Here is a 22645-nt window from a genome sequence, read left to right on the forward strand (position 1 = left end):
GCGCACCGCCACCCAGGCCCCCCGCTGGTTCACGCATGTATTCTTCTTTTACGGGAGCCCGCTGGTCTTTTGTTTTTACGGGTGCGTGAGTGAGAAACAGTGTTCTAACACTGTTTCTCACTCACGACAGTCTTGCGCCGATGGCTCGCCTGGCCAGGGCATACGGGTGGGTGCCGCCGTTCAGCACCGCGTCCGCGTTGGCCGCGCGGCCCAGCGCGTGCAGCTCGAACGCCAAGACTTCCGCGTCTGCGTCCAGGTGGCCGAGTGAGACCGCCTCGACGGCCGTCTCGCGGATGAACGAGGCGAACGAGCCGCTCGCCGCCGCCACCGCGTCGTGCACCCGGCCCGGGCGGGCGTCGACCTCCGCGCCGACGTTGAAGAAGAAGCACCCGCCGGGGAAGACGCGCTTTTCCGAATAGTCCAGCCAGTTCTCGCAGATCGCGCGCAGCCGCGGCAAGCCGGGCGCGACCGCCGCGGCAGGCGTCACGACGTACGAGCGGAAGATCTCCAAAGCGGCTTCGACGGTCGCGAGCTGCAGCTCCTCCTTCGAGCCGAACAGCGCGAACACCCCGCTCTTGCTCAGCTCCAGTTCGGTGGCCAGCCGGCCGAGGGACAGCCCCTCCAGACCGTCGACCGACGCGACGTCCACCGCCCGGCGCAGCACCACGCGGCGGGTCGCGTCGCCGCGGGCGACCCGGCCGTCAGCCGGCACGCCGCGCCCGCCAGCGGTCCACAGTGGACTGGATGCCGGCGCTCCACGACACCGCCAGCCCCGGGGTCGCGAGGACGCGGTCGGCGAAGTCCAGCGCCGCCCCGATCCGCTCCGGCGGCAGCTGCCCGTAGTTCGCGAACGAGATGACGTACACCTCGGCGATCGTCGGCGCGTCCGCGCGCTCGACCAGCTCGACCGCGCCGGACGTCGGCACGGTGCCCGGCCGCAGCACGCGCAGGTACCACCCCGAGCGCAAGGAATCGATCATCGCCGGGGTGATGTCCTTGCGACCGGTCTTCATCGCGAGCTTGTAGCACGGCGACCGCGGCTGGGAGACCTGCACGAGCGCGTCGCCCCAGGCCCAGACGTCCCCGATCCGCACGTCGTCCTCGGTGACCCCGGACAGGGAGATGTTCTCGCCGAAGTCGGCCGTCGAAACCTCGAAGCCGTCCTCGCGCCAGGCCGCGTAGTGCTCCGCCGGGTAGACGTAGACAGCCTTGTCGGGGCCGCCGTGCACGGTGAGGTCGGCCTGCCGGTCGCCGTCGAGGTTCAGCTCGGTCAGCTTCAGCTCCGGCACCGTGACCTGCGTCTTCGTGATCCCGCTCAGCACCGGCAGCTCGCGCCGGTACCCCAGGACGCTCGGCTGCCCCACGTAAACGCTGTCGACGTTCATGGCCCAAAGGTAGCACGATCGTTCGTATAGTTTTCCCCCTTTAGGCTGGCGGTCATGGAACTGCTCGACCAGGCCCGCGCCCACGTCGACTCCGGCGCCTTCTTCACCGAACTCGCCCGGCTCGTCTCCTACCCCACCGTGAGCGACGCCCCCGAAGGCCGCGCCGCGATCCAGGCCTACCTCGACGAAGTCCTGACCCCGGCGCTGACCGGCCTCGGCTGCGACGTCACCCAGCACCCCAACCCGGACCCGGCGGGCGGCCCGTTCCTGGTCGGCGTCCGCGTCGAGTCGCCCGAACTGCCGACGCTGCTCTGCTACGGCCACGCCGACGTCGTCGGGGAAGCCGGGCAGTGGCGCGACGGCCTCGACCCGTGGACGCTGACCGCGGACGGCGACCGCTGGTACGGCCGCGGCACCGCCGACAACAAGGGCCAGCACCTGGTCAACCTCACGGCGTTGCGGCTGCTGCTGGCCGAGCGCGGGAAGCTCGGCTTCAACCTGAAGTTCCTCTTCGAGACCGGCGAGGAAATCGGCTCACCGGGTCTCGACGAGTTCGCCGCGCAAGAGAAAGACCTCCTCGCCGCCGACGTCCTCATCGCCTCCGACGGCCCGCGCCTCGACGCGGCCACGCCGACGTTGTTCCTCGGCGCGCGCGGCGGCGTCCGCATCACGCTCGAAGCCGACCTGCGCCCGGACGCCTACCACTCCGGCAACTGGGGCGGCATCCTGCGCAACCCGGCGACGACGCTCGCCGGCGCGATCGCGAGCCTGGTCGACGGCCACGGCCGGATCCAGGTGCCCGCTCTGCTGCCACCCGAACTGCCGGACAGCGTGCGCGCGGCCCTGAACGGCGTCGTCGTCGGAACGACACCGGGTGACCCAGAACTGGACGATAACTGGGGTGACCCGCGGCTGACGCCTGCCGAACGCCTCTACGGCTGGAACACCCTCGAGGTCCTCGCGCTCGGCGCGGCCGACGCCGACCGCCCGGTCAACGCGATTCCCGGCCGGGCCCGGGCGGTGCTGCAGCTGCGGTACGTCGCCGGCACCGACGTCGACGGCGTCGCACCCGCCATCCGCAAACACCTTGCCGAGCAAGGGTTTTCGATGGTCGAGGTGACAGCCGACGCCAGCTTCCGCGCCAGCCGGACGCCGGTCGAGAACCCGTGGGTCGGCTGGGCGAAGTCCACTCTGGACGCCGTCGCCGACCGGCCGGTCGCGCTCCTGCCCAATTTCGGCGGTGGCCTGCCCAACCACGTCTTCACCGACGTCCTCGGGCTGGCGACGCTGTGGCTGCCGCACTCCTACCCGGGCTGCCTGCAGCACGCGCCGGACGAGCACCTGCTCGCCCAGGTCGCCCGGGAGGGGCTGGTGCTCGCCACGTCGTTGTTCGGTGCTTTCAGTTCAGCGCCGCCGACTCTTCGCCCGTGAGCAGCCGGGAGCGGATCAGGAAGCGCACGCCTTCGGGCGCCTCCAGGGAAAACCCGCTCCCGCGGCCGGGCACGACGTCGATCGTCAGGTGCGTGTGCTTCCAGTAGTCGAACTGCGGCCCGGACATCCAGACCGGCACGTCCTCGATGCCCTCGACCTCCAGCTCGCCGAGGGACACGTCCGACGCGCCGATGCGAAACTCCCCGGCCGGGTAACACATCGGGGCGCTGCCGTCGCAACACCCGCCGGACTGGTGGAACATCACCGGCCCGTGGAGCGACACCAGCCGCCGCAGCAGGTCCGCGGCGGCCGGTGTCAGATCGACGCGCTCGGTCATCAGAAGAACCCGAGCGCCTGGTCGGAGTAGGAGACGAGCATGTTCTTCGTCTGCTGGTAGTGGTCCAGCATCATCTTGTGGTTCTCGCGGCCGATGCCGGAGGCCTTGTAGCCGCCGAAGGCCGCGTGCGCCGGGTAGGCGTGGTAGTTGTTCACCCAGACGCGGCCCGCCTGGATGTCGCGCCCGGCGCGGTAGGCGGTGTTGCCGTCCCGCGACCAGACGCCGGCGCCGAGGCCGTACAGCGTGTCGTTGGCGATCTTGATCGCGTCGGCGTAGTCGTCGAACTTCGCCACGGACACGACCGGGCCGAAGATCTCCTCCTGGAAGACGCGCATCTTGTTGTCGCCGGCGAACACCGTCGGCTCGACGTAGTAGCCGCCCGACAGGTCGCCGCCGAGGTCGCTGCGGACACCGCCGGTGAGGATCTCGGCGCCTTCCTGCTTCCCGATGTCGATGTAGGACAGGATCTTCTCGAGCTGGTCGTTCGAGGCCTGGGCGCCGATCATCGTGTCGGTGTCGAGCGGGTTGCCCTGCTTGATCTTGCGGACGCGCTCGACGCCGTCGCCGAGGAACTTGTCGTAGATGCCCGACTGGATCAGCGCCCGCGACGGGCAGGTGCAGACCTCGCCCTGGTTCAACGCGAAGAGCGCGAAGCCCTCCTGTGCCTTGTTGTAGAAGTCGTCGTTGCGCGCGGCGACGTCGTCGAAGAAGATGTTCGGGCTCTTGCCGCCCAGCTCGACGGTCACCGGGATGATGTTTTCGCTGGCGTACTGGAGGATCAGCCGGCCGGTCGTCGTCTCGCCGGTGAAGGCGACCTTGCGCACGCGGTTGCTGGAGGCCAGCGGCTTGCCGGCCTCGACGCCGAAGCCGTTGACGATGTTGACCACGCCCGGCGGGATCAGGTCGCCGATGATCGAGAACAGCAGGTGGATCGACGCCGGCGTCTGCTCGGCCGGCTTGAGCACGATCGCGTTGCCCGCGGCCAGCGCCGGGGCGAGCTTCCAGACCGCCATCAGGATCGGGAAGTTCCACGGGATGATCTGCGCGACCACGCCGAGGGGCTCGTGGAAGTGGTAGGCGACGGTGTTCTCGTCGATCTGCGAGATGCCGCCCTCCTGGGCGCGCAGCGCGCCGGCGAAGTAGCGGAAGTGGTCGATGGCCAGCGGGATGTCGGCGGCGAGGGTCTCGCGGACCGCCTTGCCGTTCTCCCACGCCTCGGCGACCGCGATCGCCTCGAGGTTCCGCTCCATCCGGTCGGCGATCTTGAGCAGGATGTTCGCGCGTTCCTCGACCGAGGTCCGGCCCCACGCCGGGGCCGCGCCCCAGGCCGCGTCGAGCGCCTTCTCGACGTCCTCGGCGGTGCCGCGGGCGATCTCGCAGAAGGTCTTCCCGGTGACGGGCGTCGGGTTTTCGAAGTACTGCCCGCCGGCCGGGGGCACGTACTGGCCGCCGATGTAGTGGTCGTAGCGCGACTCGTAGCTGACGACGCTGCCTTCGGTGTTCGGTGCGGCGTACTGGACCATCTTCCCTGCCTCGTTGCTCGGAGTGACGGTGCTGCTGGTGGCGGCGAACGTAAGCGGGACAACGTTGCACGCGCGTTGCACCGCGGCGAGCCGGCTATCTACGCTGGTGGACGTGGCAGAGGCGCCCGAACCGGAGATGCTGCGCGACCCCGAGTCGTACGCGCGGCTGCTGGAGCACGTCCGCGAGGCCGTGCTCCAGGGCGTTCCCGGGCCCCGGTCGCCACGCTCCGTCGTCTCCGATTCGTGGCACCGCTCGCTCGCCGCGCGGGTCGACCCGGACGAGGGCGAGGCACCGTTCGTCTTCGACACCGAAGCCCTCGCCTCGCTGCGTGAAGCCCATCCGCTGGTGCCGGTGCTGCCGGTGCTGCGGCAGATGCTGGTGAGCATCGCCGACGACGCCGAGCACGTGATGATCGTGACCGACGCGGACGGCCTGATCCTGTGGCGCGAAGGCGAAACGGCCCAGCTGCTGCGCGGCGACCGCGTCGGCCTCATCGAGGGCACGCGCTGGAGCGAGGCGGCGATCGGCACGAACGCCATGGGCACGGCGCTCGCGACCGGCGAGCCGGTGCAGATCTACTCGGCGGAGCACCTGGTCCGCCGCTACCACACGTGGACGTGCGCGGCGGCGCCCGTGCGCGACCCCGAGACCGGCGTGCTGCTCGGCTCCATCGACGTCAGCGGGCCGCTGCGCACGGTCCACCCGGCGATGATTTCGCTGGTCACTGCGACGGCGCAACTCGCCGAAGGCCAGCTGCGCGCCCAGCTCGCGATCCGCGAGGAGCGCCTGCGGCGCGTCAACATGCCGCACCTGGAAGCCCTGCGCGGACGCCCCGGCGCCCTGCTCTCGGCGGGCGGCCGGGTGCTGGCGGCCCAGGCGTGCCTACTCCCGTCCACAGTGGACGTCCGGCGCGGCGGCGGGACGGTCGCCCTGCCCGACGGCCGCCTCGCCACCGTGGAGCCCCTGGACGAGGGCTACCTGCTCCGGCTTTCTTCTTCGGGTGCCGGTGGCCGGCGCTCCCGCCTGCGCCTCGAATACCTTTCGGACGGCGCGCATTCGACCACTGTGGACGGTCGCGAGGTGCCGCTGACGTTGCGCCACGCGGAGATCCTGACCCTGCTGGCCCTGCACCCGAACGGCCTCTCCGCGGAACGGCTGGCGCTGCAGCTCTACGGCGAGACGGGCAACCCGGTGACGGTCCGCGCGGAGATCCACCGCCTCCGCTCCCAGCTGGGCGCGACGGTGGTGCAGACGCGCCCGTACCGCCTGGCGGCCGACGTCGACGCGGACTTCGCCCGGACGCGAGCGTCGTTGCGCACCGGTTCGCCGGCCGACGTCGTGGGCGTCTTCCGCGGACCGCTGCTGCCGGAGTCCGAGGCACCCGCGATCCGCGAAGAGCGCGAGTCCCTCACCGCGCAGGTCCGTCAGGTGGCGTTGAACAGCGACGACCCGGCCGTGCTGTGGTCGTTCTGGGAGACGGCGTGCGGAGTCGACGACTTCGCGGTGCTGGACGCCCTGCTGCGGACGCTCCCGGCGGCCGACCCGCGGCGAGCCGCCGTCTCGGCCCACCGCGCCCGGCTCGCCTGAGGCGTCAGGGCTCGAGGTCGGCCACGCCCCGGCCGGTCGCCATGTCGAACGGCACCGACGCCTGGTCGTGGACGATCATCCAGGTGCCGTCGACCTTCCCGAAGCAGAAGGTGGCCCGGACCCACATCCCCTCGACCGCGGTTCCGTCGTGCAGGGTGCCGCTGACCCGGCCGAAGCCGTGGCCGACGGCGAGGTCGGTGCTCACGGTGAGGGTCAGGTCGCGGACCTCGTAGTCCACCTTCTCGAAGAACGTGAACACCTTGGCCCAGTTCGCGAGCTTGGCGTCGAGCCCGACGTGCTGCAGCGGCGGCTCGACGTCGAACGACACGACGTCCGGGGCGTAGACCCGCTTCAGGACCTCGAGATCCTTGGCTCGGAGACCTTCGATGATGAGGCCGATCTGCGCCCGGATTTCGGCTTCGGCATCCCCGTTCCGCAACGGCGCGAGGGCGGCGCTCCAGGCGACGACGTGGTCCAGCAGCGTGTCGAGGGCGGCGACGTTGTACGCACCCGGCTTGAAGACCGTGAAGTCCTCGAACTCGGTCGCCAGGGCGAGCGTGACCTGCGGGGACACGTCGGCCACCTGCAGCGCGCCGCAGACCAGCCGCAGCTGCTCCACCGCGCGGGCGCCGCCGACCCCGCCGTAGGAGACGAAGCCGGCCGCCTTGTCGCGCCACTCCGCGTGGATGTGGTCGATGGCGTTCTTGAGCGCGCCGGGCATGGAGTGGTTGTACTCGGGGGTGACGACGACGAACCCGTCGCAGGCGCCGATGGCTTCCGCCCAGGCTCTCGTGCGCTCGTCCGCGTACTGCCCCGGATTCGCCGTCGGCGGCTCCTCCAGGTGCGGCAGCGGGTGGTCGGCCAGGTCGATCACCTCGAACTCCGCGTCGGTGCGGCGGGCGGCCCGCTCGTGGACCCACCTCGCGACCTGGTCACCCCGGCGGCCGGGACGGGTGCTGCCGACCACGATTCCGATCTTGATCATCGTTCTCCCCTGTTCGGTCGATTCGATGAGTACGACGAGGCAGGCGGCCGGAGTGTCAGGCGCGGACCGCCAGTCGCCGAAGTAGACAGCGTCTACAGAAGTTTGATAGACAGTGTCTACAAGGTGAACCACGGGTTACGGAGATCGGAATGAGCTACCACCGTTTCGTCGTCCTCGGCGACAGCTGCGCCGAAGGTCTCGATGACCCGTACCCCGACCAGCGCGCCTACCGGGGCTGGGCCGACTTCGTCGCCGCCCGCCTGGCGCAGGACGAGCCCGGCTTCCGCTACGCCAACCTGGCCGTCCGCGGGCGGCGGCTCGACCAGATCGTCCCCGAGCAGGTCCCCGCGGCCACGCGCCTCGCACCCGATCTCGTCGCGCTCTTCGGCGGCGGCAACGACGTCATGAGCCGCGGCTGGGACGCGCGGACCGTCGCCCGGCGGGTCGACGCCGCCATCCGGGCCTGCACCGAGATCTCGCCCGTCGTCGTCACCTTCACCCTCAGCGACATCTCCCACCGGATGCCGCTCGGGCACCGGATGCGGCCGCGGATCGTCGCGCTCAACGAGGCCATCCGCGAAGCCGCCGTCAGCTACGGCGCACTGCTCATCGACCTCTGGCCCGATCAGGCCGTCACCGACTCGCGGTACTTCGGCGCCGACCGGCTCCACCTCTCCGCCCACGGCCACCGGCGGCTCGCCGCGTATGTCCTCGGCCTGCTCGGCGTCAGCCACGACCCCGCCTGGCTCGATCCGCTGCCCGGCGTCGCGGCTCCGGGCAGCTGGCGCGCCGACGCGCACTGGCTGCTGCGCGAAGTCCTGCCGGTCGCCGTGACGCGCACGCGCAACCGGATGGTCGGCCGCCAGCCCGGCGACGGCTTCTTCCCGAAGCGCCCGGACCTGCTCCCCATGACCCGGGACGAGGCATGGGCACCCGGCAACGCCTGATCACGACGGCGTCGGAGCTGCTCGCCGAAGAAGGCGTCGGCGCGGTCACGCTGCGCGGGATCGCCAAGGCCGCCGGCGTCTCGCACGGCGCGCCGCTGCGGCACTTCTCGGGCCGCGCCGAGCTGCTGTCGGCCGTCGCCACGCAGGGCTTCACCGAGTTGCTCGATCGCCGCAAACGTTTGCCCGACGGGAGCCCGCGGGAACAGCTCACCGCCGCCTGCCACAGCTACGTCGACTTCGCGGTGGGGCACCCGGCGATGTTCGAGCTGATGTTCCGCCGCGACCTGATCGACCCGGACGAGCCCGCGCTCGCCGCGGTCAGCAGCGCGGTCTTCGACGAGTTCGCGGTGCTGGTCGCGGCGGTCGACGGCCACGGCGGCACCGACCCCCGGCTGGTCGCCGCGTCACTGTGGGCGGCGCTGCACGGCCTCGCGCAGCTGTGGCTGTGGGGCGGGCTGGCCGGCGCGAGCTTCGCGCCGTCGCCGGAGTCGGCGCTGGCCGTCACGCTCGACGCGTACCTCGGCCAGGAGACCCGGTGAAGAGGACGCACCAAAGCCCTCCCCCTTGCCTTGGGTTGGGACGCTCTCTCCACCGGGCCGGCGGACGACGCTAGTGGTCGACCACCACGCAGCGGAAGCAACCGGCGACGCAGTGGCGGGTAAACCTTCGCGGTACCTCGCGGGCTCCGGCTACCGCGCCGGGTCGACCCGGTAGCTTCGCAGCGTGCCGGGACTCCTTCGCGCGCGGCCGCTGCTCGCCGACGCCGTGCTCGCGGTGGTCGTCGCGGCGTACCAGCTCATCGGCGCGACCGACCTCGGCGGGCACTTCGGCGACCACGCGCGGCCGCTCGGCCTGGTCCTCGCCGCCGTGAGCGCGCTGCCCCTCGCGCTGCGCCGCCGCTTCCCGATCCCGGCGCTGGTCGCGTGCGTCGTCCTGATGGGACTGTTCTACGGCATCGGCTTCCGGTCGCAGCTCGGCCAGCTCAGCGTGGTCGTGGCCGCGTACACGGTGTGGGCGCACTGCCGGTTCCGGGACGCGCTGCTGGTGACGGTGCTCGGCCTGGCCGCCTACGAGACGTCGATGCTGTTCGGCAGCCCGGTCTCCCCGGTCGGCGACTCGCTCCTGGCGCTGCTGCTCGCCACAGGGATCGCGGCGATCGGGCGCGCCGCCTACGTGCGCAGCCACCGCCTGCGCGACGTCGAGCACGAGGCCGAGCAGGCCGTCGCCGAGGAGCGCGTCCGGATCGCGCACGAGCTGCACGACGTCGTCTCGCACCACCTTTCGGTGATCTCGGTGCAGGCCAACCTCGCGCGGTACGTCTTCGAGTCGGCGCCGGACACCGCGCGGACCGCGTTGGACACGATCACCGGCACGACGACCGAAGCGCTCGACGAGCTGCGACGCCTCCTGAGCGTCCTTCGCCCGCCGCAGCAAGTACCGGCGGAGTACCGGCCGCAGCCCGGGCTCGCCGACCTGGACGCGCTCGCCGCGCGGGTCCGCGACGCCGGGATCCCGGTCGACGTGCGGATCACCGGCGAGCCCCGGACGTTGCCGCCGGGCCAGCAGCTGTGCGCGTTCCGCGTCGCGCAGGAGGCACTGACGAACGTGCTCAAGCACGCCGGTTCCCCGGCCGAGCTGGTCCTCGACTACGAGCCGGAGCAGCTGGTGCTCAGCGTGACCGACGCCGGTGGCCGTGCGGTCGTGCCGAACCCGGGCGGCCACGGGCTGATCGGCATGCGTGAACGCGCCCGGATGTACGGTGGGGCGATCGAGATCGGTCCCCGTGACCCGGCCGGGTTCGCCGTCGTGCTGACCCTGCCGTACCCGAGCCGCCCGTCGCCCGAACCGCAGGAGCCCGAGTGACCAGCGTGCTGGTGGTCGACGACCAGGACCTCGTCCGCGCCGGGTTCGCCGCGTTGCTCACCGCGGTGCCGGGAATCGACGTGATCGGCGAAGCGCGTGACGGGCTCGAGGCCGTCTCGAAGGCGGCGGCGCTGCGTCCCGACGTCGTCCTGATGGACATCCGGCTGCCCGAGCTGGACGGCGTGCGGGCGACCGAGCGGATCCTCGCGTCGGCGCCGCCGCGGCCCAGCGTGCTCATGCTGACGGTGTTCGACCTCGACGAGTACGTCTACGCGGCGTTGCGCGCGGGCGCGTCGGGTTTCCTGCTCAAGGACAGCCCGCCGGAGACGCTGGTCGCGGGCATCCACGCGGCCGCCCGCGGCGACATGCTGACCGGCCCGGCGATCACCCGCCGGCTGGTGGAGGCGTTCACCGCGGACCGGCCCGCCGCCACGCCGGACCTGCCGGGACTGACGGACCGCGAGCGCGAGGTGCTGCGGTTCGTCGGCACGGGCGCGACGAACAGCGACATCGCGGCCGAGCTGCGCGTCAGCGAGGCGACGGTGAAGACGCACCTCAACCGGCTGATGGCGAAGCTGGGTATTTCGAGCCGGGCGCAAGCGGTGGTCGTGGCGTACGAGACCGGACTCGTGTCGCCGGGCGACACGCGCACCCGGTGCGCGCGTCCGAACACCTGATCGAATACCCTGCCTTCCATGACCGAGTCAGACCCGCAGCTCGAGCGCATCCGCAAGCTGCTGGCCAAGGCCGAGGACCCGGCGGTCACCGAGGCGGAGGCCGAGGCCTACAACACGAAGGCCGCCGAGCTGGTCGCGCGCTACGGGATCGACCAGGCGATGCTCGCCGCCGCCGGGGCCAGTTCCGACGAGATCGGCACGCTGAAGATCCCGATGAACGACCCCTACAGCCGCGACAAGGCGAGCCTGCTGACCTCGGTCGCCTACCCGCTGCGCTGCCGGACGCTGCTGCACCGCTTCGGCCAGAAGGTCGACAGCGTCACCGTGTTCGGCTTCCGCTCCGACCTCGGCCGGGTCGAGCTGCTGTTCACCAGCCTGCTGCTGCAGGCGAGCACGCAGCTGACGCGCGTCCGGCCGGACGGCTTCTTCCCCGGCGAGTCGCTCGCCGCCTACCGCCGCACGTGGCTGCACGGCTTCGCCCGCGCGGTGCACGAGCGGCTGTCCCACGCCGAGCAGGAAGCGGTCCGCACGGCGGCGCCCGGCGAGCGGTCGGCGGAGCTGGTCGTCCGCGACCGCGCACAGCTGGTGCAGCACGCGTTCGACTCCGAGTACGGCGGCCTGCGCTCGGCCGCGCCCCGCCGGCTGTCCGGCAGCGGCTACCTCGACGGCCACGACGCCGGGACGCGGGCGAACCTCGACCCGTCCGCGTTGACCCGCCGCCTGAAGGCCCTGCGCTGAGGCGCTGGCAGCGGCGCGACCGAACGCCGTGAACGACCCTTTCATGACGTTCCCGAGCCCTCAGGGATCACCCTGATACCCCCTCGGCCGACCACCTGCTAACTTTTGTTGGCATGTGGACCACGGGCGACGAGCTCCTGCGGCAGCTGGGTGCCCTCGGCAACCCGCACCGGCTGCGGATCGTCGCCGCCCTGCGCGCCGAGCGCACCTACGTCAGCAAGCTCGCGCGCGAGCTGCGGATCAGCCGCGCGCTGCTGCAGGTCCACCTGCGCAAGCTCGAAGCCGCGGGCCTGGTCGAGGCCAGCTTCGAAGTCGGCGAAGACGGCAAGACGCTGCGGTACTACGAGCTCACGCCGTTCTCCGTCGTGCTGACGCCGGAAACGATCGCGGCCGCCGTGCCGACGCTGACCACACCGGAATCCGTCCAGCGGGACGGCGAGGAGGGACGGACATGAACTGGCACCAGTGGCAGGAGATCATCGGCGTGACCGGGGTCTTCGTCCTGATCACCGTCGTGCTGTCGATCGCGATCGTGCAGCTGGCCACGACCTGGCGCGCCAAGGCCGCTCTCGCGCGCGAGCACGAATACCGGAGCCTGGCCGAGAAAGCCGTGCGGACACAGGAAGAAACCGAACGGCAGCTGCGGGACGTCCAGGACCGCCTGCGGTCCATCGAGCACGTGCTCAAGGAGGTCGACTGACCTGAGGCCCTGGACCGCCGAGCGGCAACTCGGCGGCCCAGGAAGAAGAAGCACCCACTCGCCCGAGGACGAGCTCTCATCGGATCACTCCTTCACGGAAGGACCTTAGTTCATGCTGCCCGCAAGCACCCCCGTGGTCGAAAGCGTCGCGCGCTGGTCGACGCACCACCGCGCCGCGGCGATCTTCGGCTGGCTGGCGCTCGTCGCGCTCGCCTGGGTCATCGGCACGTTCGCTCCCGGCACCGACGCGCGGTCGAGCCCCGCCGGCGACGCCGGCACCGGCCAAGCGGTGCTCGACCGCCAGGCCTCCCGCGAACCGTTCTGGGAGAATGTCCTGGTACCAAGGGATTCCCCGGCCGTCGCCGATCTGGTGACGACGTTGACGACACTGTCGGCGTCCGCCGTGGTCGGCGACATCCGCTCACCGCTCGACGACCCGGCCCAGGTCTCCGCCGACGGCCGGTCCGGCCTGGTCACCTTCCGGATCCTCGGCACCGGCACGGAAATCCGGGGGAACCTCGCGACGGCGACCGCGGCCGTCGACGCGGTAGCCGCCCGCCACCCGGACGCCCGGCTCGCGCAGGCCGGTGATCTCAGCGTGTCCGGCGCGGTCGACAAGAGCATCAAGGAGGACATCGGGCGGTCCGAGACGCGCTCGCTGCCGCTCACCCTGCTGATCCTGCTGGCCGTGTTCGGGTCGCTGGTCGCGGCGGCGATCCCGGTGCTGCTCGCGGGCACCACGGTGCTCGCCACGTTCGGCTTGCTGTCCGCAGTGGACAATGCGATTCCGATCAACAGCGCCACTTCCTCGATGACCCTTCTCATCGGCATGGCGGTCGGCGTCGACTATTCGCTGTTCTTCCTGCGCCGCGTCCGGGAAGAACGCGCGCACGGCGTCGACGAGTCGATCCGGATCGCCGCCCGGACGTCCGGCCACGTGATCGTCGTGTCGGGACTGACCGTGGCGCTGTGCGTGACCGGCCTGCTGTTCACCGGGCTCGACAACCTGCGCGGCCTGACCGTGAGCACGATCCTCGTGGTCGGCCTCGCCGTCCTGGCGTCGGTGACCGTGCTTCCCGCGACGCTTTCACTGCTCGGCACCCGCGTCGACCGCCTCCGGATCCCGTGGCTGGGCAAGCGGGGCACCCGCTCGCGGTTCTGGGCCGGCGTCGCCTCGATCGTGACGCGACGGCCGAAGCTGTGGACCGGGATCGCCGCCGGGCTGCTGGTGTTGCTCGCCCTGCCCGCGGCCGGAATCCGTTTGCAGGACCCGGCTCCGACCGAAAGCCTGCCGCGCAGCATCCCGGTGATCGACGCGGCCGCGCGCGTCCAGGAAGCGTTTCCCGGGGTGACGATGCCGGCGCACGTCGTCCTGTGGAGCGACGAGGGCCCGGTCGACACCCCCGCGGTCCGCCGGGCGATCGGTGAACTCACCGCCCGGACGCCGAAGCCGGCGATCGTGGTTCCGGTGGGCGACGCCCTCGTCCTGCGGATCCCGCTCGGCGGCACCGGAAATGACGCGGCGGCCGACCGGACCTTGACGACACTGAGGGATACCCTGCTGCCCCAGGCGATCGGCGGCCTCGACGGCGTCCACTTCGCCGTCGCGGGCCGGACCGCCGAAGCGCACGACTTCACCGCGCAGGTGCTCGCGCGAGCGCCGTACGTCTTCGGGTTCATCCTGCTGCTCGCGTTCGTGCTGCTGCTCGTCGTGTTCCGGTCGATCGCGGTGCCGGCGGTGTCGATCCTGCTCAACCTGCTTTCGGTCGGCGCGGCCTACGGCGTGCTCACGCTCGTGTTCCAGGACGGCTTTCTCGCACCACTACTCGGTTTCACGCCCTACGGCGGCGTGCTGGGCTGGCTGCCGATGTTCCTGTTCGTGCTGTTGTTCGGGCTGAGCACGGACTACCACGTGTTCATCCTCAGCCGGATCCGCGAACGACGGCTCGCGGGCGGGACGGCGCGCGAGGCGATCGTCGAAGGCAGCGCGCGCAGCTCCGGCGTCGTCACCAGCGCCGCGCTGATCATGACCGGCGTGTTCAGCATCTTCCTGAGCCTCGCGGCGATCGAGTACAAGATGCTCGGGCTCGGCATGGCGTTCGCGATCCTGCTCGACGCGACGCTCGTGCGCGGCGTGCTGCTGCCCGCGGCGCTGGCCCTGCTCGGCGATCGGCTCTGGCGACCCGAAGCTGTAGCAAACCTTAAAGATCACTCCAGAACTCTTCACTTGTCCTGACAGATCATTTTCGGCACCGTGGACAGCGTGACTGGATGGGTGCGCATCGCGGTATTGGCTCTTCTGTGGGGCTCGGGGTTCCTGTGGATCAAGCTGGCCCTGACCGGGCTGAGCCCCGTCCACCTCACGCTGGTCCGCTGCGCGCTCGGCGCGTTGACGCTGCTGGCCATGGCCTTCGCGACCGGCCAGCGCCTGCCGCGCGACCGCCGGACGTGGGGCCGGCTGGTCGTCGCCGCGCTCTTCTGCAACGCCGTGCCGTTCGCGCTCTTCGGCATCGGAGAACGCACCGTGGACTCCGGCGTCGCGGGCGTCATGAACGCCACGACACCGTTGTGGTCACTGCTGATCGGCGTCGTGCTCGGCACCGACCGCCGCCTCGGCCCGGCCCGGCTGCTCGGGCTGGCCCTCGGTTTCGCCGGCGTGCTGGTGATCTTCGCGCCGTGGCAGCAGGCGGGCCTGCTGAGCGGCGGCGCGCTCGCGCTGCTCGGTGCCGGACTCAGCTACGCGATCGCGTTCGCCTACATGGCCAGGAAACTGCCGCCCGACGGCGCCCCACTGGCGCTTTCGGCCGCCCAGCTGATGACGGCGACGGCGCTGACCGCGGTGGCCCTCCCGGTGGCCGGCGCGGCCCCGCACCTGAACCTGACCGCGGTGGTGGCGGTGACGATCCTCGGCGTCTTCGGGACCGGCATCACCTTCTACCTCAACTACCGGATCCTCACCGACGAAGGCCCGACGGCCGCCGCGACCGTCGGCTACCTGCTCCCGGTGGTGTCGGTCGCGCTCGGCGCGCTCGTCCTCGGCGAGCCGCTGACGCCCCGGATCGTCGGCGGCATGGTGATCGTGCTGGCCGCCGTCGGCCTGACCCGGTGGCCCGCTCAGGCGAAGGTGGCGGCGAGCTCACCCGGCGGCCTCGCGGCCCCGAAGTAGTCGCCCGTGCCCAGCTCCGCGCCGGCCGTGCCCCACCAGCTCGCCTGGTCCTCGGTGTGGATCCCGTCGACGACCAGCGTGGCGCCGACCTGCCGGACCAGCGGCACCAGCGCGCCCAGGAACGTCGAGTCCGACCACGCCTGCCACTGCGCGAGCCGGCGGTCGACGCGGACGATGTCGACCGGCAGGTCCTCGACAGCGCGCAGGTCGCCCGGCCCGAGCCCGAACTCGTCGAGCATCACGCGGACCCCGAGGCCGGTGAGCGCCGCGACGTTCTCGCGGACGCCGGACACCGGCAGCGCGCCGACCGGGACGCCGAGCATGAGCTGCTCCGGCGGCAGGCCGGTGTCCGCGAGCATCCGCGTCACGCGCGTGCCGAGGGCGTCGTCGGCCACCTGGTGCCCGGTGAGCCCGGCGACCACCGGTAGCCGGGAACCCGCGCGCTGCCGCCACCATTCGCCCTGCCGGCCCGCCGCGCGCAGGAGCCAGTCCCCGAGCGGCAGCACGAGCCCGGTCGACTCGGCGAGCTCCGCGCACCGTTCGTGCGCCAGCGGCCGCTCATCCGGCCGGTCCCAGTGCAGACGGGCCTCGAACCCGGCGACGCCGCCGTCGGCGAGCCGCGCCAACGGCCGGTAGCGCACGCCGATCTCGCCGTTCTCCCAGGCGCCGGCCATCCCCACGGCCAGCGCCTGCGTCCGCCGGTCCTGGGCGTCGGCGTCCCGGTCGAACATCTTCCACTGACCGCGGCGGCGGACCTTGGCGCGCCGCAGCGTCTGGTCGGCCGAGCGCAGCAGTTCCGCCGGGTCGATGCCCTTGGCCGGCCGGTGCACCACGCCCGCGCTGGCCGACAGCGCGAGCCCGTGGCCGCCGACGAAGAACGGCTCGGCGAGCTCGTCGTTGATCGCGCGCACGATGGAGTCGATGTCCGGCGTCGTCGCCGAGTTCTCCAGGAGGATGCCGAACTCGTCGGCGTGGAACCGCGCGATCATGGACCGCTCCCGGGCCATGACGGACTTCAGCCGCTGGGCGAAGTGCACCAGCAGCTGCTCGCCGACGCGGCGGCCGAGACTGTTGCAGACCATGCCGAACGCGTCGAGGTCGACGTGGAAGAGGGTGACGCCGTACTCCGGGTCGGCGCGCCGCAGCGCCGCCTCGAGGTGGGTGCCGAAGTACTGGCGGTTCGGCAGGCCGGTCAGCACGTCGTGCAGGGCCTGGCGGCTCAGCTCGCCCTGCAGCAGCATCAGCTCGGTGCCGTCCTCGACCACGACGACGAAGTGGCCGGGCAGGTCTTCGGCGTCACGCAGCAGTGACGCGGTGAGCGAGATGCGGGCGACGTCGCCGTCCTTGCGCAGCAGCCGCTGGGACTGCCGGATCCGTTCCCGCCCGCCGCCGGCCAGCGCCGTCATCGCCTCGCGGAGGACCTCGGCGGTGTCCGGGTGCACGTGGTCGTCCAGCCGCGTCCCGGTCAGCTCGCCGGCCGGGTGCCCGAGCATCTCGGCCAGCGCGGCGTTCGCGCGCACGATCCGGCCGTCGAGCGCGACCAGCGCGACGCCGCTCGCGGACGACGTCACCACTTCGTCGAAGCGCGCTTCGCTCTGCTTGAGATTCCACTGCGCGTCACGCACCGCCTTGAGCAGCGAGAGGTGCATGATCTCCTGCTGGTCGAGGACACTGCGCTCGTGCGCGAGCAGGAAGCCGCAGGAGACCGCGCCCAGCATCAGCACGATCCGCTCGGTGAAGCGGTCCGCGGGCCGCAGTTCGGGCAGCCCCGCCAAGCCCTTCCCGAGGACGTCGAGGGTGCACCGCAGCCCCGGCTCGCCGACGTAACCGAGCCCGACCAGCCGCGCGCCGATCCGCTCGGCGGGTGTCGTGTCCGCGGACGTGGCGCGCAGCGACTCGACCAGCGTGTCGAGCATTCCGCGCAGTTCTTCGTCGAGCAGCTCCCGGCTCAGCGAAACGACGGTCACGCCGCTGAGCAGGTAGGCCCATTTCCGGGCGAGCACGGTCCGCGCCCGTTCCGGGCCGGGACTCGACGGCTGTTCCGGCAGTTTTTCGATCATCGGCATCCGCGCGGTCCGCTCAGCTCTTGCGGCCGATTCCGGCGTAAACGAGCATGTTCATCTCGGCGGCGCCGGCGATGTCCGCCGGCCCGGACGGCCGCCATTCGCCGCACCCCACCAGCCCCGGTTCGACGATTTCGAATCCGGCGAAGAGCGCGGAAACCTGGTCGTGCGTTCGCAGCGTCACTTGATCGGGACTCCGGCTTTCTTTGATCACATCGGTCGCGTCTTCGAGGTTTTCGCCCTGGTGGTCGCCGGTCACGTGGGTGATCGCGAGAAAACTCCCCGGCGCCAGTGCCGAACTGTAGCGCGCGACGAGGTCGAGCGGATCCGACTCGTCCGGGACCCAGTGCAACATCAACAGCATCAGCAACCCGACCGGTTTTTCGAAGTCCAGCAAACTGCGGACCGGCGGCGCATCGAAAATCTTTTCCGGGTCCCGCATGTCGGCCTGCACGACCGCCGCACGATCGTTGCCGGCCAGCATCAGTTCGCTGTGCGCGACCGCCACCGGGTCGCGGTCGACGTACACCACCCGGCAGTCCGGATCCTGCTCCTGGGCGACCTCGTGCACGTTCGCCACCGTGGGGATTCCGGAGCCGATGTCAAGGAACTGCCGGATCCCGTGCGCGGTCATGAACCGCACCGCGCGCCCGAGGAACGCGCGGTTCACGCGCGCGGCGTCGCGCAGCCCGGGCATCGCGTGCTCGATCTGCTCGCCCACCGCGCGATCGACGGCGAAGTTGTGGCCACCGCCGAGCATGAAGTCGTAAGTGCGGGCGATGCTGGGCACCGAGATATCGACGCCCGGTGGAACCCATTCCGATGATCGTGTCACGGAAAACACCTTCTCAGCCGTGTCGGACCGGAAAGAGCTTAGCGATTCCCGATGGCCCGGTGACTGCGCCATCCGCGTGAGGGCACACCACCCGATCGGGCACTGTCCCGTTCGGCCGCACGCGCCTACCGTAGGCCGTCTCCTTGGGAAATCCACACAATGGCGTAAACGAGGAGTCCGCATGAGCGTACCGGTGGCCCCGGGCCGGTGGCCTTTTCTCGGGCACACTCCGGCGTTACTCCGGCGACGCTCCGCATTCACCGATTCCCTGCACCAACACGGGGAAATCGTCAAACTCCACCTCGGCCCAATGCCCGCCTACTTCGTCACCAGTCCACGACTGGCGCACGAAGTGCTGGTCACAGCGGGGTCGAAGTTCCGCAAGGGCGTCATGTTCGACAAGTTCAAGCCGTTCGTCGGAAATGGCTTGGTGCTTTCGAACGGCGACTTCCACCTCCGGCAGCGCCGGCTGATGCAGCCGGCGTTCCACCGCGACCGGCTGACCGCGTACGCGGAGACCATGCGGCGCGCGGCGGCGGACCTGAGCGACTCGTGGCAGCCGGGCGAAGTCCGGGCGCTCGACGAAGACCTGCAGGAGCTCGCGGTGACGATCGTCGGCGAGGCCCTGTTCTCCACGGAAATCGGGAAAGCGGCGGTCGACGAAGCCCGCAGGTCCATTTACCTCATCATCCAGCAGGGAATGATTCGCGCGTTGTCTCCGAAGTTCGTCGAAAACCTGCCGATACCCGGCAACCGGCGATTCGACGAGGCGATCGAACGGATGCGGGAAATCGTCGTCGAGGTGATCCGCGACTGGCGCACCGAGAGCGTCGACCACGGTGACCTGCTTTCGACGCTCCTGCTGGCCGGCATGACCGACGAGCAGGCGCGCGACGAGGTCCTCACCCTGCTGACCGGCGGCATCGAGACGACCGCACTCGCGCTGTCCTGGACGTTCCACGAGCTCGGCCGGCACCCGGACGTCGAGGCGCGCGTGCACGCCGAGGTCGACGAGGTGCTCGGCGGCCGTCCTGTCACCGTCGACGACATCCCCCGGCTGACCTACGTCCGGCAGGTGATCGACGAGGTGCTGCGCTGCTACTCGCTCTGGATGCTGATGCGCCGGACGCTCGAAGAGGTCGACCTCGGGGGCACGCGGATCCCGGCGGGCGCCGAGGTGATCGTCAGCCCGCACGCCCTGCACCACGATCCCGCGTCGTATCCCGACCCGGACCGGTTCGATCCCGATCGCTGGGCCCCCGAGCGCGCGACGCAGCTGCCCAAGGGCGCGTTCATCCCGTTCGGCGCCGGCGGGCGGCAGTGCATCGGAAACCGCTTCGCCCAACACGAAATCGTCATCACGGTGGCCACGGTGGCCGCGCGCTGGCGGCTGGTCCCGGTCGCGGGGCGGCCGGTGCGCGTCAAGTTCACCTCCGCCGCCTACCCGGACAACCTGCCGATGACGGTCGTCCCCCGTCGCTAGTTGGAGGTCTTTCCCCGTGCTACGCCGATTTTGCGCTGTCCTCGTGCTGTTCGCGGCCACGTTGCTGGTGCCCGCCCCGGCCCAGGCGGCCACGACCTGCGAGGACCTGTACGTCCCGGTCACGGTGGCGCTCCTGCCGCAGACGATGCACGGCCGCCTGTGCGCCCCCGCCGGCGCGTCGACCGTGGTGGTCCTGGTTCCCGGCGGCACGTACAACGCGTCCTATTGGGACATCGGCTACACGCCGGAGACCCGCTCGTTCCGCCTGGCGATGAACCAGGCGGGGATCGCGACGCTCGCCCTCGACCGGCTCGGCACCGGGCAGAGCTCGAAGCCGTTGAGCGCGTTGCTGAGCGCCTCCGTCCAGGGGATAGCGGCGCACCAAGTGGTCCAGGCGGTCCGCCCGCGGTTCGCGAAGGTCGTCATCGGCGGCCACTCGATCGGCTCGGCGATGGCGATGATCGAGGCCGGTCGCTACCGCGACGTCGACGGCGTCCTCGTCACCGGGATGACGCACCGGATGAACCTGGTCTCGGTGGTTCCCACGCTGGCCCAGATGATCCCGGCCCCGCTCGACCCGGCCGTGCCCGGTCGCGACGTCGGCTACCTGACCACGGACCCGGGCACCCGCTACGCGGCCTTCCACACCCCGGGCCCGTACGACGCCGCCGCGATCGCCTACGACGAGTCCACAAAGGACGTCTTCGCGGCGACCGAGGCGGTGGACAGCCTGACGCTGACGACCGTGGTCATCCCGGCGTCCCGGCAGATCACGGCCGCGGTCCTGCTGGTGGTCGGCAACGACCCGAACTTCTGCGGCACCCTGGGCAGCGACTGTTCGTCGCCTCAGGCGTTGCGGGCCTCCGAAGCGCCGTTCTTCGGCACTTCCCAGCTGCAGACGTACATCCTGAACGGCTACGGCCACGCGATCAACTACGCCCCGAACGCGCCGCTGTACTTCGGCGTGGTGGGAAACTGGCTGAAAACGCTGTCGTAACGACCAAGGTCACGAGCGCGACCCTCATTCGGCGACGAGGGGAGCGCTCGATGATCGACTACGCACACCAGCACCACGTCCTGGACGAATGCGTCCGCGGCGAGCACCGTGAAGAGTCGCTGTCGGCGCTGCGGCGCTACTTCGACCAGCGCCGCTACACGGGCCGCTGGTTCGAGCGTTTCGCCGGCGGCGGCGACGGCCCCTCGGTCGCCAACACGGTGACCGAAGCGGACGTCCTGGCCCTGAACTTCCTCAGCATCACGAGCCTGGCGGAAGTCGCAATCGACACGACGATGACGTACGCCCACCAGATCAGGGAGCTGCTGGAGCAGATCCCGGTGGACGTCGCCATGCACTCGGCCCCGTGGTCCACCTACGAACCGGGCGCCCCGGCCCACCGGCTGTGGGAGCTGTTCCGCCAATGCGGCGGCAAGCACCGCCCGGTGACGGCGTCCAAGCTGCTGGCCCGCAAGCGCCCCCGCCTGACCCCGGTGTACGACAGCCAGGTCAGAGCGATCCTCAAGGCGCCCGCGAGCCCGTGGAACTGCCTGTGGAGCTGGTTCCACACGGACCCGACCCGGGCCTCCGCGGTGGCAGAGCTGCGCGCGGAGGCGGGCGGGATCGAGGACATCGCCCTGCTGCGCTGCCTGGACGTGGTCCTGTGGATGCGGGCCCGCACGCCTACCAGGTGACCGGCAGTTCGTGAACCCCGTAGATGTTCATGTCCGTCCGCAGCCTCACCTCGCCGGCCGGAACGGCGAGCCGCAGAGTCGGAAACCGGCGCAGCAACCCTTCGAACCCGGCACGCATCTCGATACGCGCCAGTTGCTGCCCCAGGCACTGGTGAACGCCATGGCCAAACGACAGAAGACCCCGCGCGTTTCGCCGGATGTCCAAGACGTCCGGATCCGCGAACCGCTCCGGGTCACGGTTGGCGGCCAGCAGCGAAACGACGACCGTCGACCCCTTGGCAATCGTTTCACCCTCCAGCGAAAGGTCCTCCGTCGCATAGCGGAAGAAGATGTCGGCGACGGACAGGTACCGCAGCAGCTCCTCCACCGCGCCCGGCATCAACGACGGATCAGCAGCCAGTGACGCGAGCTCCGAAGGGTGCTCCAGCAGCGCGAAAGTGCCCAGGGACAGCATGTTCGCCGTCGTCTCGTGCCCCGCGATGAGCATCAGGAAGGCGGCCCCGGTCAGCTCCTCGATGGTGAGGTCCTCGTGGCCGGCCAGGTCGGACAGGATGTCCTCGTCCGGTGAAGAGCGCTTGCGCGTGACCAGTTCGGCCAAGTACGTGTTCAGGGCGATGTACGCCCCCATCTTCTCTTCGAGCGTCTGGTCCCGGACCATGAACTGCGCCGAGTTCGCCTGGAAGCTGTCCCGGTCCTCGTACGGGACGCCGAGCAGCTCGCAGATCACCAGCGATGGCACCGGCAGCGCGAACTCCTGCACCAGATCGACCGGCTGGGCCAGGGCCGCCAGGTGGTCCAGCTGCCGCTCGACGATCTCGGCGATGTGCTCTTCGAGCTGCTTCATCCGTTTGACGGTGAAGGCGCCGGTGAGCCGTTTGCGCAGCCGGCCGTGGTCCGGCGGGTCCATCGCGATGAACATGCCCGGCAGCTGCGGGGACGGTTCGGTGGCGACGGGCATGCCGGGCGTCTCGTACGGCACGTGGACGACGCCGAGGTCCAGCCGCGAGCTGAACCGCGTGTCGGCCATCATCTGGCGCACCGCGTCGTAGCCGGTGACGAGCCAGCCCTCGTGCCCGTCGGGGAACACCATCGGGCTGACCGGGCGGGCTTCGCGCAGCCGGGTGATCTCGCGCGGCGGGTCGAAGGGACCCGCGTCGCGCTCCATCGGAAGACCGTTCGGGATGTCGACCGTCTGGCTCATCGGAGGTCCTTTCGTGGAGGTCGTTGCGGCAACG

22 protein-coding genes are annotated in these 22645 nt (G+C 70.8%); 14 read left to right on the top strand and 8 right to left on the bottom strand.

Annotated elements, in window-relative coordinates:
* Nucleotides 1–121: 121 nt before the first annotated feature.
* A complete protein-coding gene (locus AB0M59_RS51880) occupies nucleotides 122–712 on the bottom strand; it encodes a TetR/AcrR family transcriptional regulator (RefSeq protein WP_364631320.1) in 591 nt (196 codons plus the stop codon).
* The gene (locus tag AB0M59_RS51885) at nucleotides 702–1385 is read right to left on the bottom strand and encodes an MOSC domain-containing protein (RefSeq protein ID WP_364631322.1); all 684 of its coding nucleotides are present in this window, start codon (nucleotides 1383–1385) and stop codon (nucleotides 702–704) included. Before AB0M59_RS51885 ends, AB0M59_RS51880 begins: the two co-directional genes overlap by 11 nt.
* Before the next feature lie 54 nt (nucleotides 1386–1439).
* Here AB0M59_RS51885 and AB0M59_RS51890 point away from each other — a divergent pair, with 54 nt between their 5' ends.
* Nucleotides 1440–2816 carry a M20 family metallopeptidase gene (locus tag AB0M59_RS51890; protein WP_364631324.1) on the top strand — a complete coding sequence of 459 codons (1377 nt, stop codon included), beginning with the start codon at nucleotides 1440–1442 and terminating at the stop codon, nucleotides 2814–2816.
* Here the strand turns inward: AB0M59_RS51890 and AB0M59_RS51895 are convergent.
* Together AB0M59_RS51895 and AB0M59_RS51900 are read right to left on the bottom strand one after the other, a co-directional pair.
* Nucleotides 2785–3153, bottom strand: a complete 369-nt coding sequence (locus AB0M59_RS51895) for a DUF779 domain-containing protein (protein WP_364631327.1) — start codon at nucleotides 3151–3153, stop codon at nucleotides 2785–2787. The two genes, AB0M59_RS51890 and AB0M59_RS51895, sit on opposite strands and share 32 nt — an antisense overlap.
* Nucleotides 3153–4676 (bottom strand): aldehyde dehydrogenase family protein, encoded by a 1524-nt coding sequence (locus AB0M59_RS51900; RefSeq protein WP_364631328.1) that lies wholly within the window; start codon nucleotides 4674–4676, stop codon nucleotides 3153–3155. Before AB0M59_RS51900 ends, AB0M59_RS51895 begins: the two co-directional genes overlap by 1 nt.
* 136 nt (nucleotides 4677–4812) lie before the next feature.
* On the opposite strand from AB0M59_RS51900, the gene AB0M59_RS51905 reads away from it, so the two are divergent.
* Nucleotides 4813–6264, top strand: a complete 1452-nt coding sequence (locus AB0M59_RS51905; protein WP_364631381.1) for a GAF domain-containing protein — start codon at nucleotides 4813–4815, stop codon at nucleotides 6262–6264.
* A 4-nt stretch (nucleotides 6265–6268) separates the two neighbouring features.
* Here AB0M59_RS51905 and AB0M59_RS51910 read toward each other — a convergent pair whose 3' ends face one another.
* Complete coding sequence (locus tag AB0M59_RS51910; RefSeq protein WP_364631331.1) at nucleotides 6269–7249, bottom strand: NAD(P)H-dependent oxidoreductase; 981 nt, start codon at nucleotides 7247–7249, stop codon at nucleotides 6269–6271.
* A gap of 149 nt (nucleotides 7250–7398) precedes the next feature.
* Here AB0M59_RS51910 and AB0M59_RS51915 point away from each other — a divergent pair, with 149 nt between their 5' ends.
* From AB0M59_RS51915 to AB0M59_RS51955, 9 genes are all read left to right on the top strand, one after another.
* The gene (locus AB0M59_RS51915) at nucleotides 7399–8196 is read left to right on the top strand and encodes an SGNH/GDSL hydrolase family protein (protein WP_364631334.1); all 798 of its coding nucleotides are present in this window, start codon (nucleotides 7399–7401) and stop codon (nucleotides 8194–8196) included.
* The gene (locus AB0M59_RS51920) at nucleotides 8175–8735 is read left to right on the top strand and encodes a TetR/AcrR family transcriptional regulator (protein ID WP_364631337.1); all 561 of its coding nucleotides are present in this window, start codon (nucleotides 8175–8177) and stop codon (nucleotides 8733–8735) included. Before AB0M59_RS51915 ends, AB0M59_RS51920 begins: the two co-directional genes overlap by 22 nt.
* A gap of 184 nt (nucleotides 8736–8919) precedes the next feature.
* On the top strand, nucleotides 8920–10059 hold the full coding sequence (locus AB0M59_RS51925; RefSeq protein ID WP_364631339.1) for a sensor histidine kinase: 1140 nt from the start codon (nucleotides 8920–8922) through the stop codon (nucleotides 10057–10059).
* Nucleotides 10056–10736, top strand: a complete 681-nt coding sequence (locus AB0M59_RS51930) for a response regulator transcription factor (RefSeq protein ID WP_364631342.1) — start codon at nucleotides 10056–10058, stop codon at nucleotides 10734–10736. The genes AB0M59_RS51925 and AB0M59_RS51930 overlap by 4 nt, the downstream gene beginning before the upstream one ends.
* A gap of 18 nt (nucleotides 10737–10754) precedes the next feature.
* Complete coding sequence (locus tag AB0M59_RS51935; RefSeq protein ID WP_364631345.1) at nucleotides 10755–11474, top strand: DUF2786 domain-containing protein; 720 nt, start codon at nucleotides 10755–10757, stop codon at nucleotides 11472–11474.
* A 113-nt stretch (nucleotides 11475–11587) separates the two neighbouring features.
* Nucleotides 11588–11929, top strand: coding sequence for a winged helix-turn-helix domain-containing protein (locus AB0M59_RS51940; protein ID WP_364631347.1), 342 nt, complete (start codon nucleotides 11588–11590; stop codon nucleotides 11927–11929).
* Nucleotides 11926–12174 (top strand): hypothetical protein, encoded by a 249-nt coding sequence (locus AB0M59_RS51945; protein WP_364631350.1) that lies wholly within the window; start codon nucleotides 11926–11928, stop codon nucleotides 12172–12174. Before AB0M59_RS51940 ends, AB0M59_RS51945 begins: the two co-directional genes overlap by 4 nt.
* A 112-nt stretch (nucleotides 12175–12286) precedes the next feature.
* Nucleotides 12287–14410 (top strand): MMPL family transporter, encoded by a 2124-nt coding sequence (locus AB0M59_RS51950; protein WP_364631352.1) that lies wholly within the window; start codon nucleotides 12287–12289, stop codon nucleotides 14408–14410.
* Between the two features lie 27 nt (nucleotides 14411–14437).
* Nucleotides 14438–15340, top strand: a complete 903-nt coding sequence (locus AB0M59_RS51955; RefSeq protein WP_364631354.1) for a DMT family transporter — start codon at nucleotides 14438–14440, stop codon at nucleotides 15338–15340.
* On the opposite strand, the gene AB0M59_RS51960 is transcribed toward AB0M59_RS51955, so the two are convergent.
* Complete coding sequence (locus AB0M59_RS51960; protein WP_364631356.1) at nucleotides 15289–17400, bottom strand: EAL domain-containing protein; 2112 nt, start codon at nucleotides 17398–17400, stop codon at nucleotides 15289–15291. The genes AB0M59_RS51955 and AB0M59_RS51960 overlap by 52 nt on opposite strands.
* 19 nt (nucleotides 17401–17419) lie before the next feature.
* Nucleotides 17420–18238: an SAM-dependent methyltransferase gene (locus AB0M59_RS51965; RefSeq protein ID WP_364631384.1), complete on the bottom strand. Its 819-nt coding sequence runs from the start codon at nucleotides 18236–18238 to the stop codon at nucleotides 17420–17422.
* Nucleotides 18239–18419: 181 nt separating this feature from the next.
* Here AB0M59_RS51965 and AB0M59_RS51970 point away from each other — a divergent pair, with 181 nt between their 5' ends.
* Genes AB0M59_RS51970 through AB0M59_RS51980 form a run of 3 tightly spaced genes read left to right on the top strand, consistent with a single transcriptional unit; the run spans nucleotide 18420 to nucleotide 21410 of the window.
* A complete protein-coding gene (locus AB0M59_RS51970; RefSeq protein ID WP_364631359.1) occupies nucleotides 18420–19721 on the top strand; it encodes a cytochrome P450 in 1302 nt (433 codons plus the stop codon).
* Nucleotides 19722–19764: 43 nt separating this feature from the next.
* Complete coding sequence (locus AB0M59_RS51975; RefSeq protein WP_364631362.1) at nucleotides 19765–20718, top strand: alpha/beta hydrolase; 954 nt, start codon at nucleotides 19765–19767, stop codon at nucleotides 20716–20718.
* A gap of 50 nt (nucleotides 20719–20768) precedes the next feature.
* Nucleotides 20769–21410, top strand: a complete 642-nt coding sequence (locus AB0M59_RS51980) for a DUF6308 family protein (protein WP_364631364.1) — start codon at nucleotides 20769–20771, stop codon at nucleotides 21408–21410.
* Here AB0M59_RS51980 and AB0M59_RS51985 read toward each other — a convergent pair.
* On the bottom strand, nucleotides 21400–22611 hold the full coding sequence (locus tag AB0M59_RS51985) for a cytochrome P450 (RefSeq protein WP_364631367.1): 1212 nt from the start codon (nucleotides 22609–22611) through the stop codon (nucleotides 21400–21402). The two genes, AB0M59_RS51980 and AB0M59_RS51985, sit on opposite strands and share 11 nt — an antisense overlap.
* Between the last annotated feature and the right edge of the window lie 34 nt (nucleotides 22612–22645).

It is taken from the genome of Amycolatopsis sp. NPDC051371, from assembly GCF_040682155.1.
GTDB lineage: Bacteria > Actinomycetota > Actinomycetes > Mycobacteriales > Pseudonocardiaceae > Amycolatopsis.

Coding starts and splice junctions, on each gene's coding strand:
- AB0M59_RS51885 (WP_364631322.1), bottom strand. CDS start 1,385: ATGAACGTCGACAGCGTTTACGTGGGGCAGCCGAGCGTCCTGGGGTAC.
- AB0M59_RS51890 (WP_364631324.1), top strand. CDS start 1,440: ATGGAACTGCTCGACCAGGCCCGCGCCCACGTCGACTCCGGCGCCTTC.
- AB0M59_RS51895 (WP_364631327.1), bottom strand. CDS start 3,153: ATGACCGAGCGCGTCGATCTGACACCGGCCGCCGCGGACCTGCTGCGG.
- AB0M59_RS51900 (WP_364631328.1), bottom strand. CDS start 4,676: ATGGTCCAGTACGCCGCACCGAACACCGAAGGCAGCGTCGTCAGCTAC.
- AB0M59_RS51905 (WP_364631381.1), top strand. CDS start 4,813: ATGCTGCGCGACCCCGAGTCGTACGCGCGGCTGCTGGAGCACGTCCGC.
- AB0M59_RS51910 (WP_364631331.1), bottom strand. CDS start 7,249: ATGATCAAGATCGGAATCGTGGTCGGCAGCACCCGTCCCGGCCGCCGG.
- AB0M59_RS51915 (WP_364631334.1), top strand. CDS start 7,399: ATGAGCTACCACCGTTTCGTCGTCCTCGGCGACAGCTGCGCCGAAGGT.
- AB0M59_RS51920 (WP_364631337.1), top strand. CDS start 8,175: ATGGGCACCCGGCAACGCCTGATCACGACGGCGTCGGAGCTGCTCGCC.
- AB0M59_RS51935 (WP_364631345.1), top strand. CDS start 10,755: ATGACCGAGTCAGACCCGCAGCTCGAGCGCATCCGCAAGCTGCTGGCC.
- AB0M59_RS51940 (WP_364631347.1), top strand. CDS start 11,588: ATGTGGACCACGGGCGACGAGCTCCTGCGGCAGCTGGGTGCCCTCGGC.
- AB0M59_RS51945 (WP_364631350.1), top strand. CDS start 11,926: ATGAACTGGCACCAGTGGCAGGAGATCATCGGCGTGACCGGGGTCTTC.
- AB0M59_RS51950 (WP_364631352.1), top strand. CDS start 12,287: ATGCTGCCCGCAAGCACCCCCGTGGTCGAAAGCGTCGCGCGCTGGTCG.
- AB0M59_RS51960 (WP_364631356.1), bottom strand. CDS start 17,400: ATGATCGAAAAACTGCCGGAACAGCCGTCGAGTCCCGGCCCGGAACGG.
- AB0M59_RS51970 (WP_364631359.1), top strand. CDS start 18,420: ATGAGCGTACCGGTGGCCCCGGGCCGGTGGCCTTTTCTCGGGCACACT.
- AB0M59_RS51980 (WP_364631364.1), top strand. CDS start 20,769: ATGATCGACTACGCACACCAGCACCACGTCCTGGACGAATGCGTCCGC.
- AB0M59_RS51985 (WP_364631367.1), bottom strand. CDS start 22,611: ATGAGCCAGACGGTCGACATCCCGAACGGTCTTCCGATGGAGCGCGAC.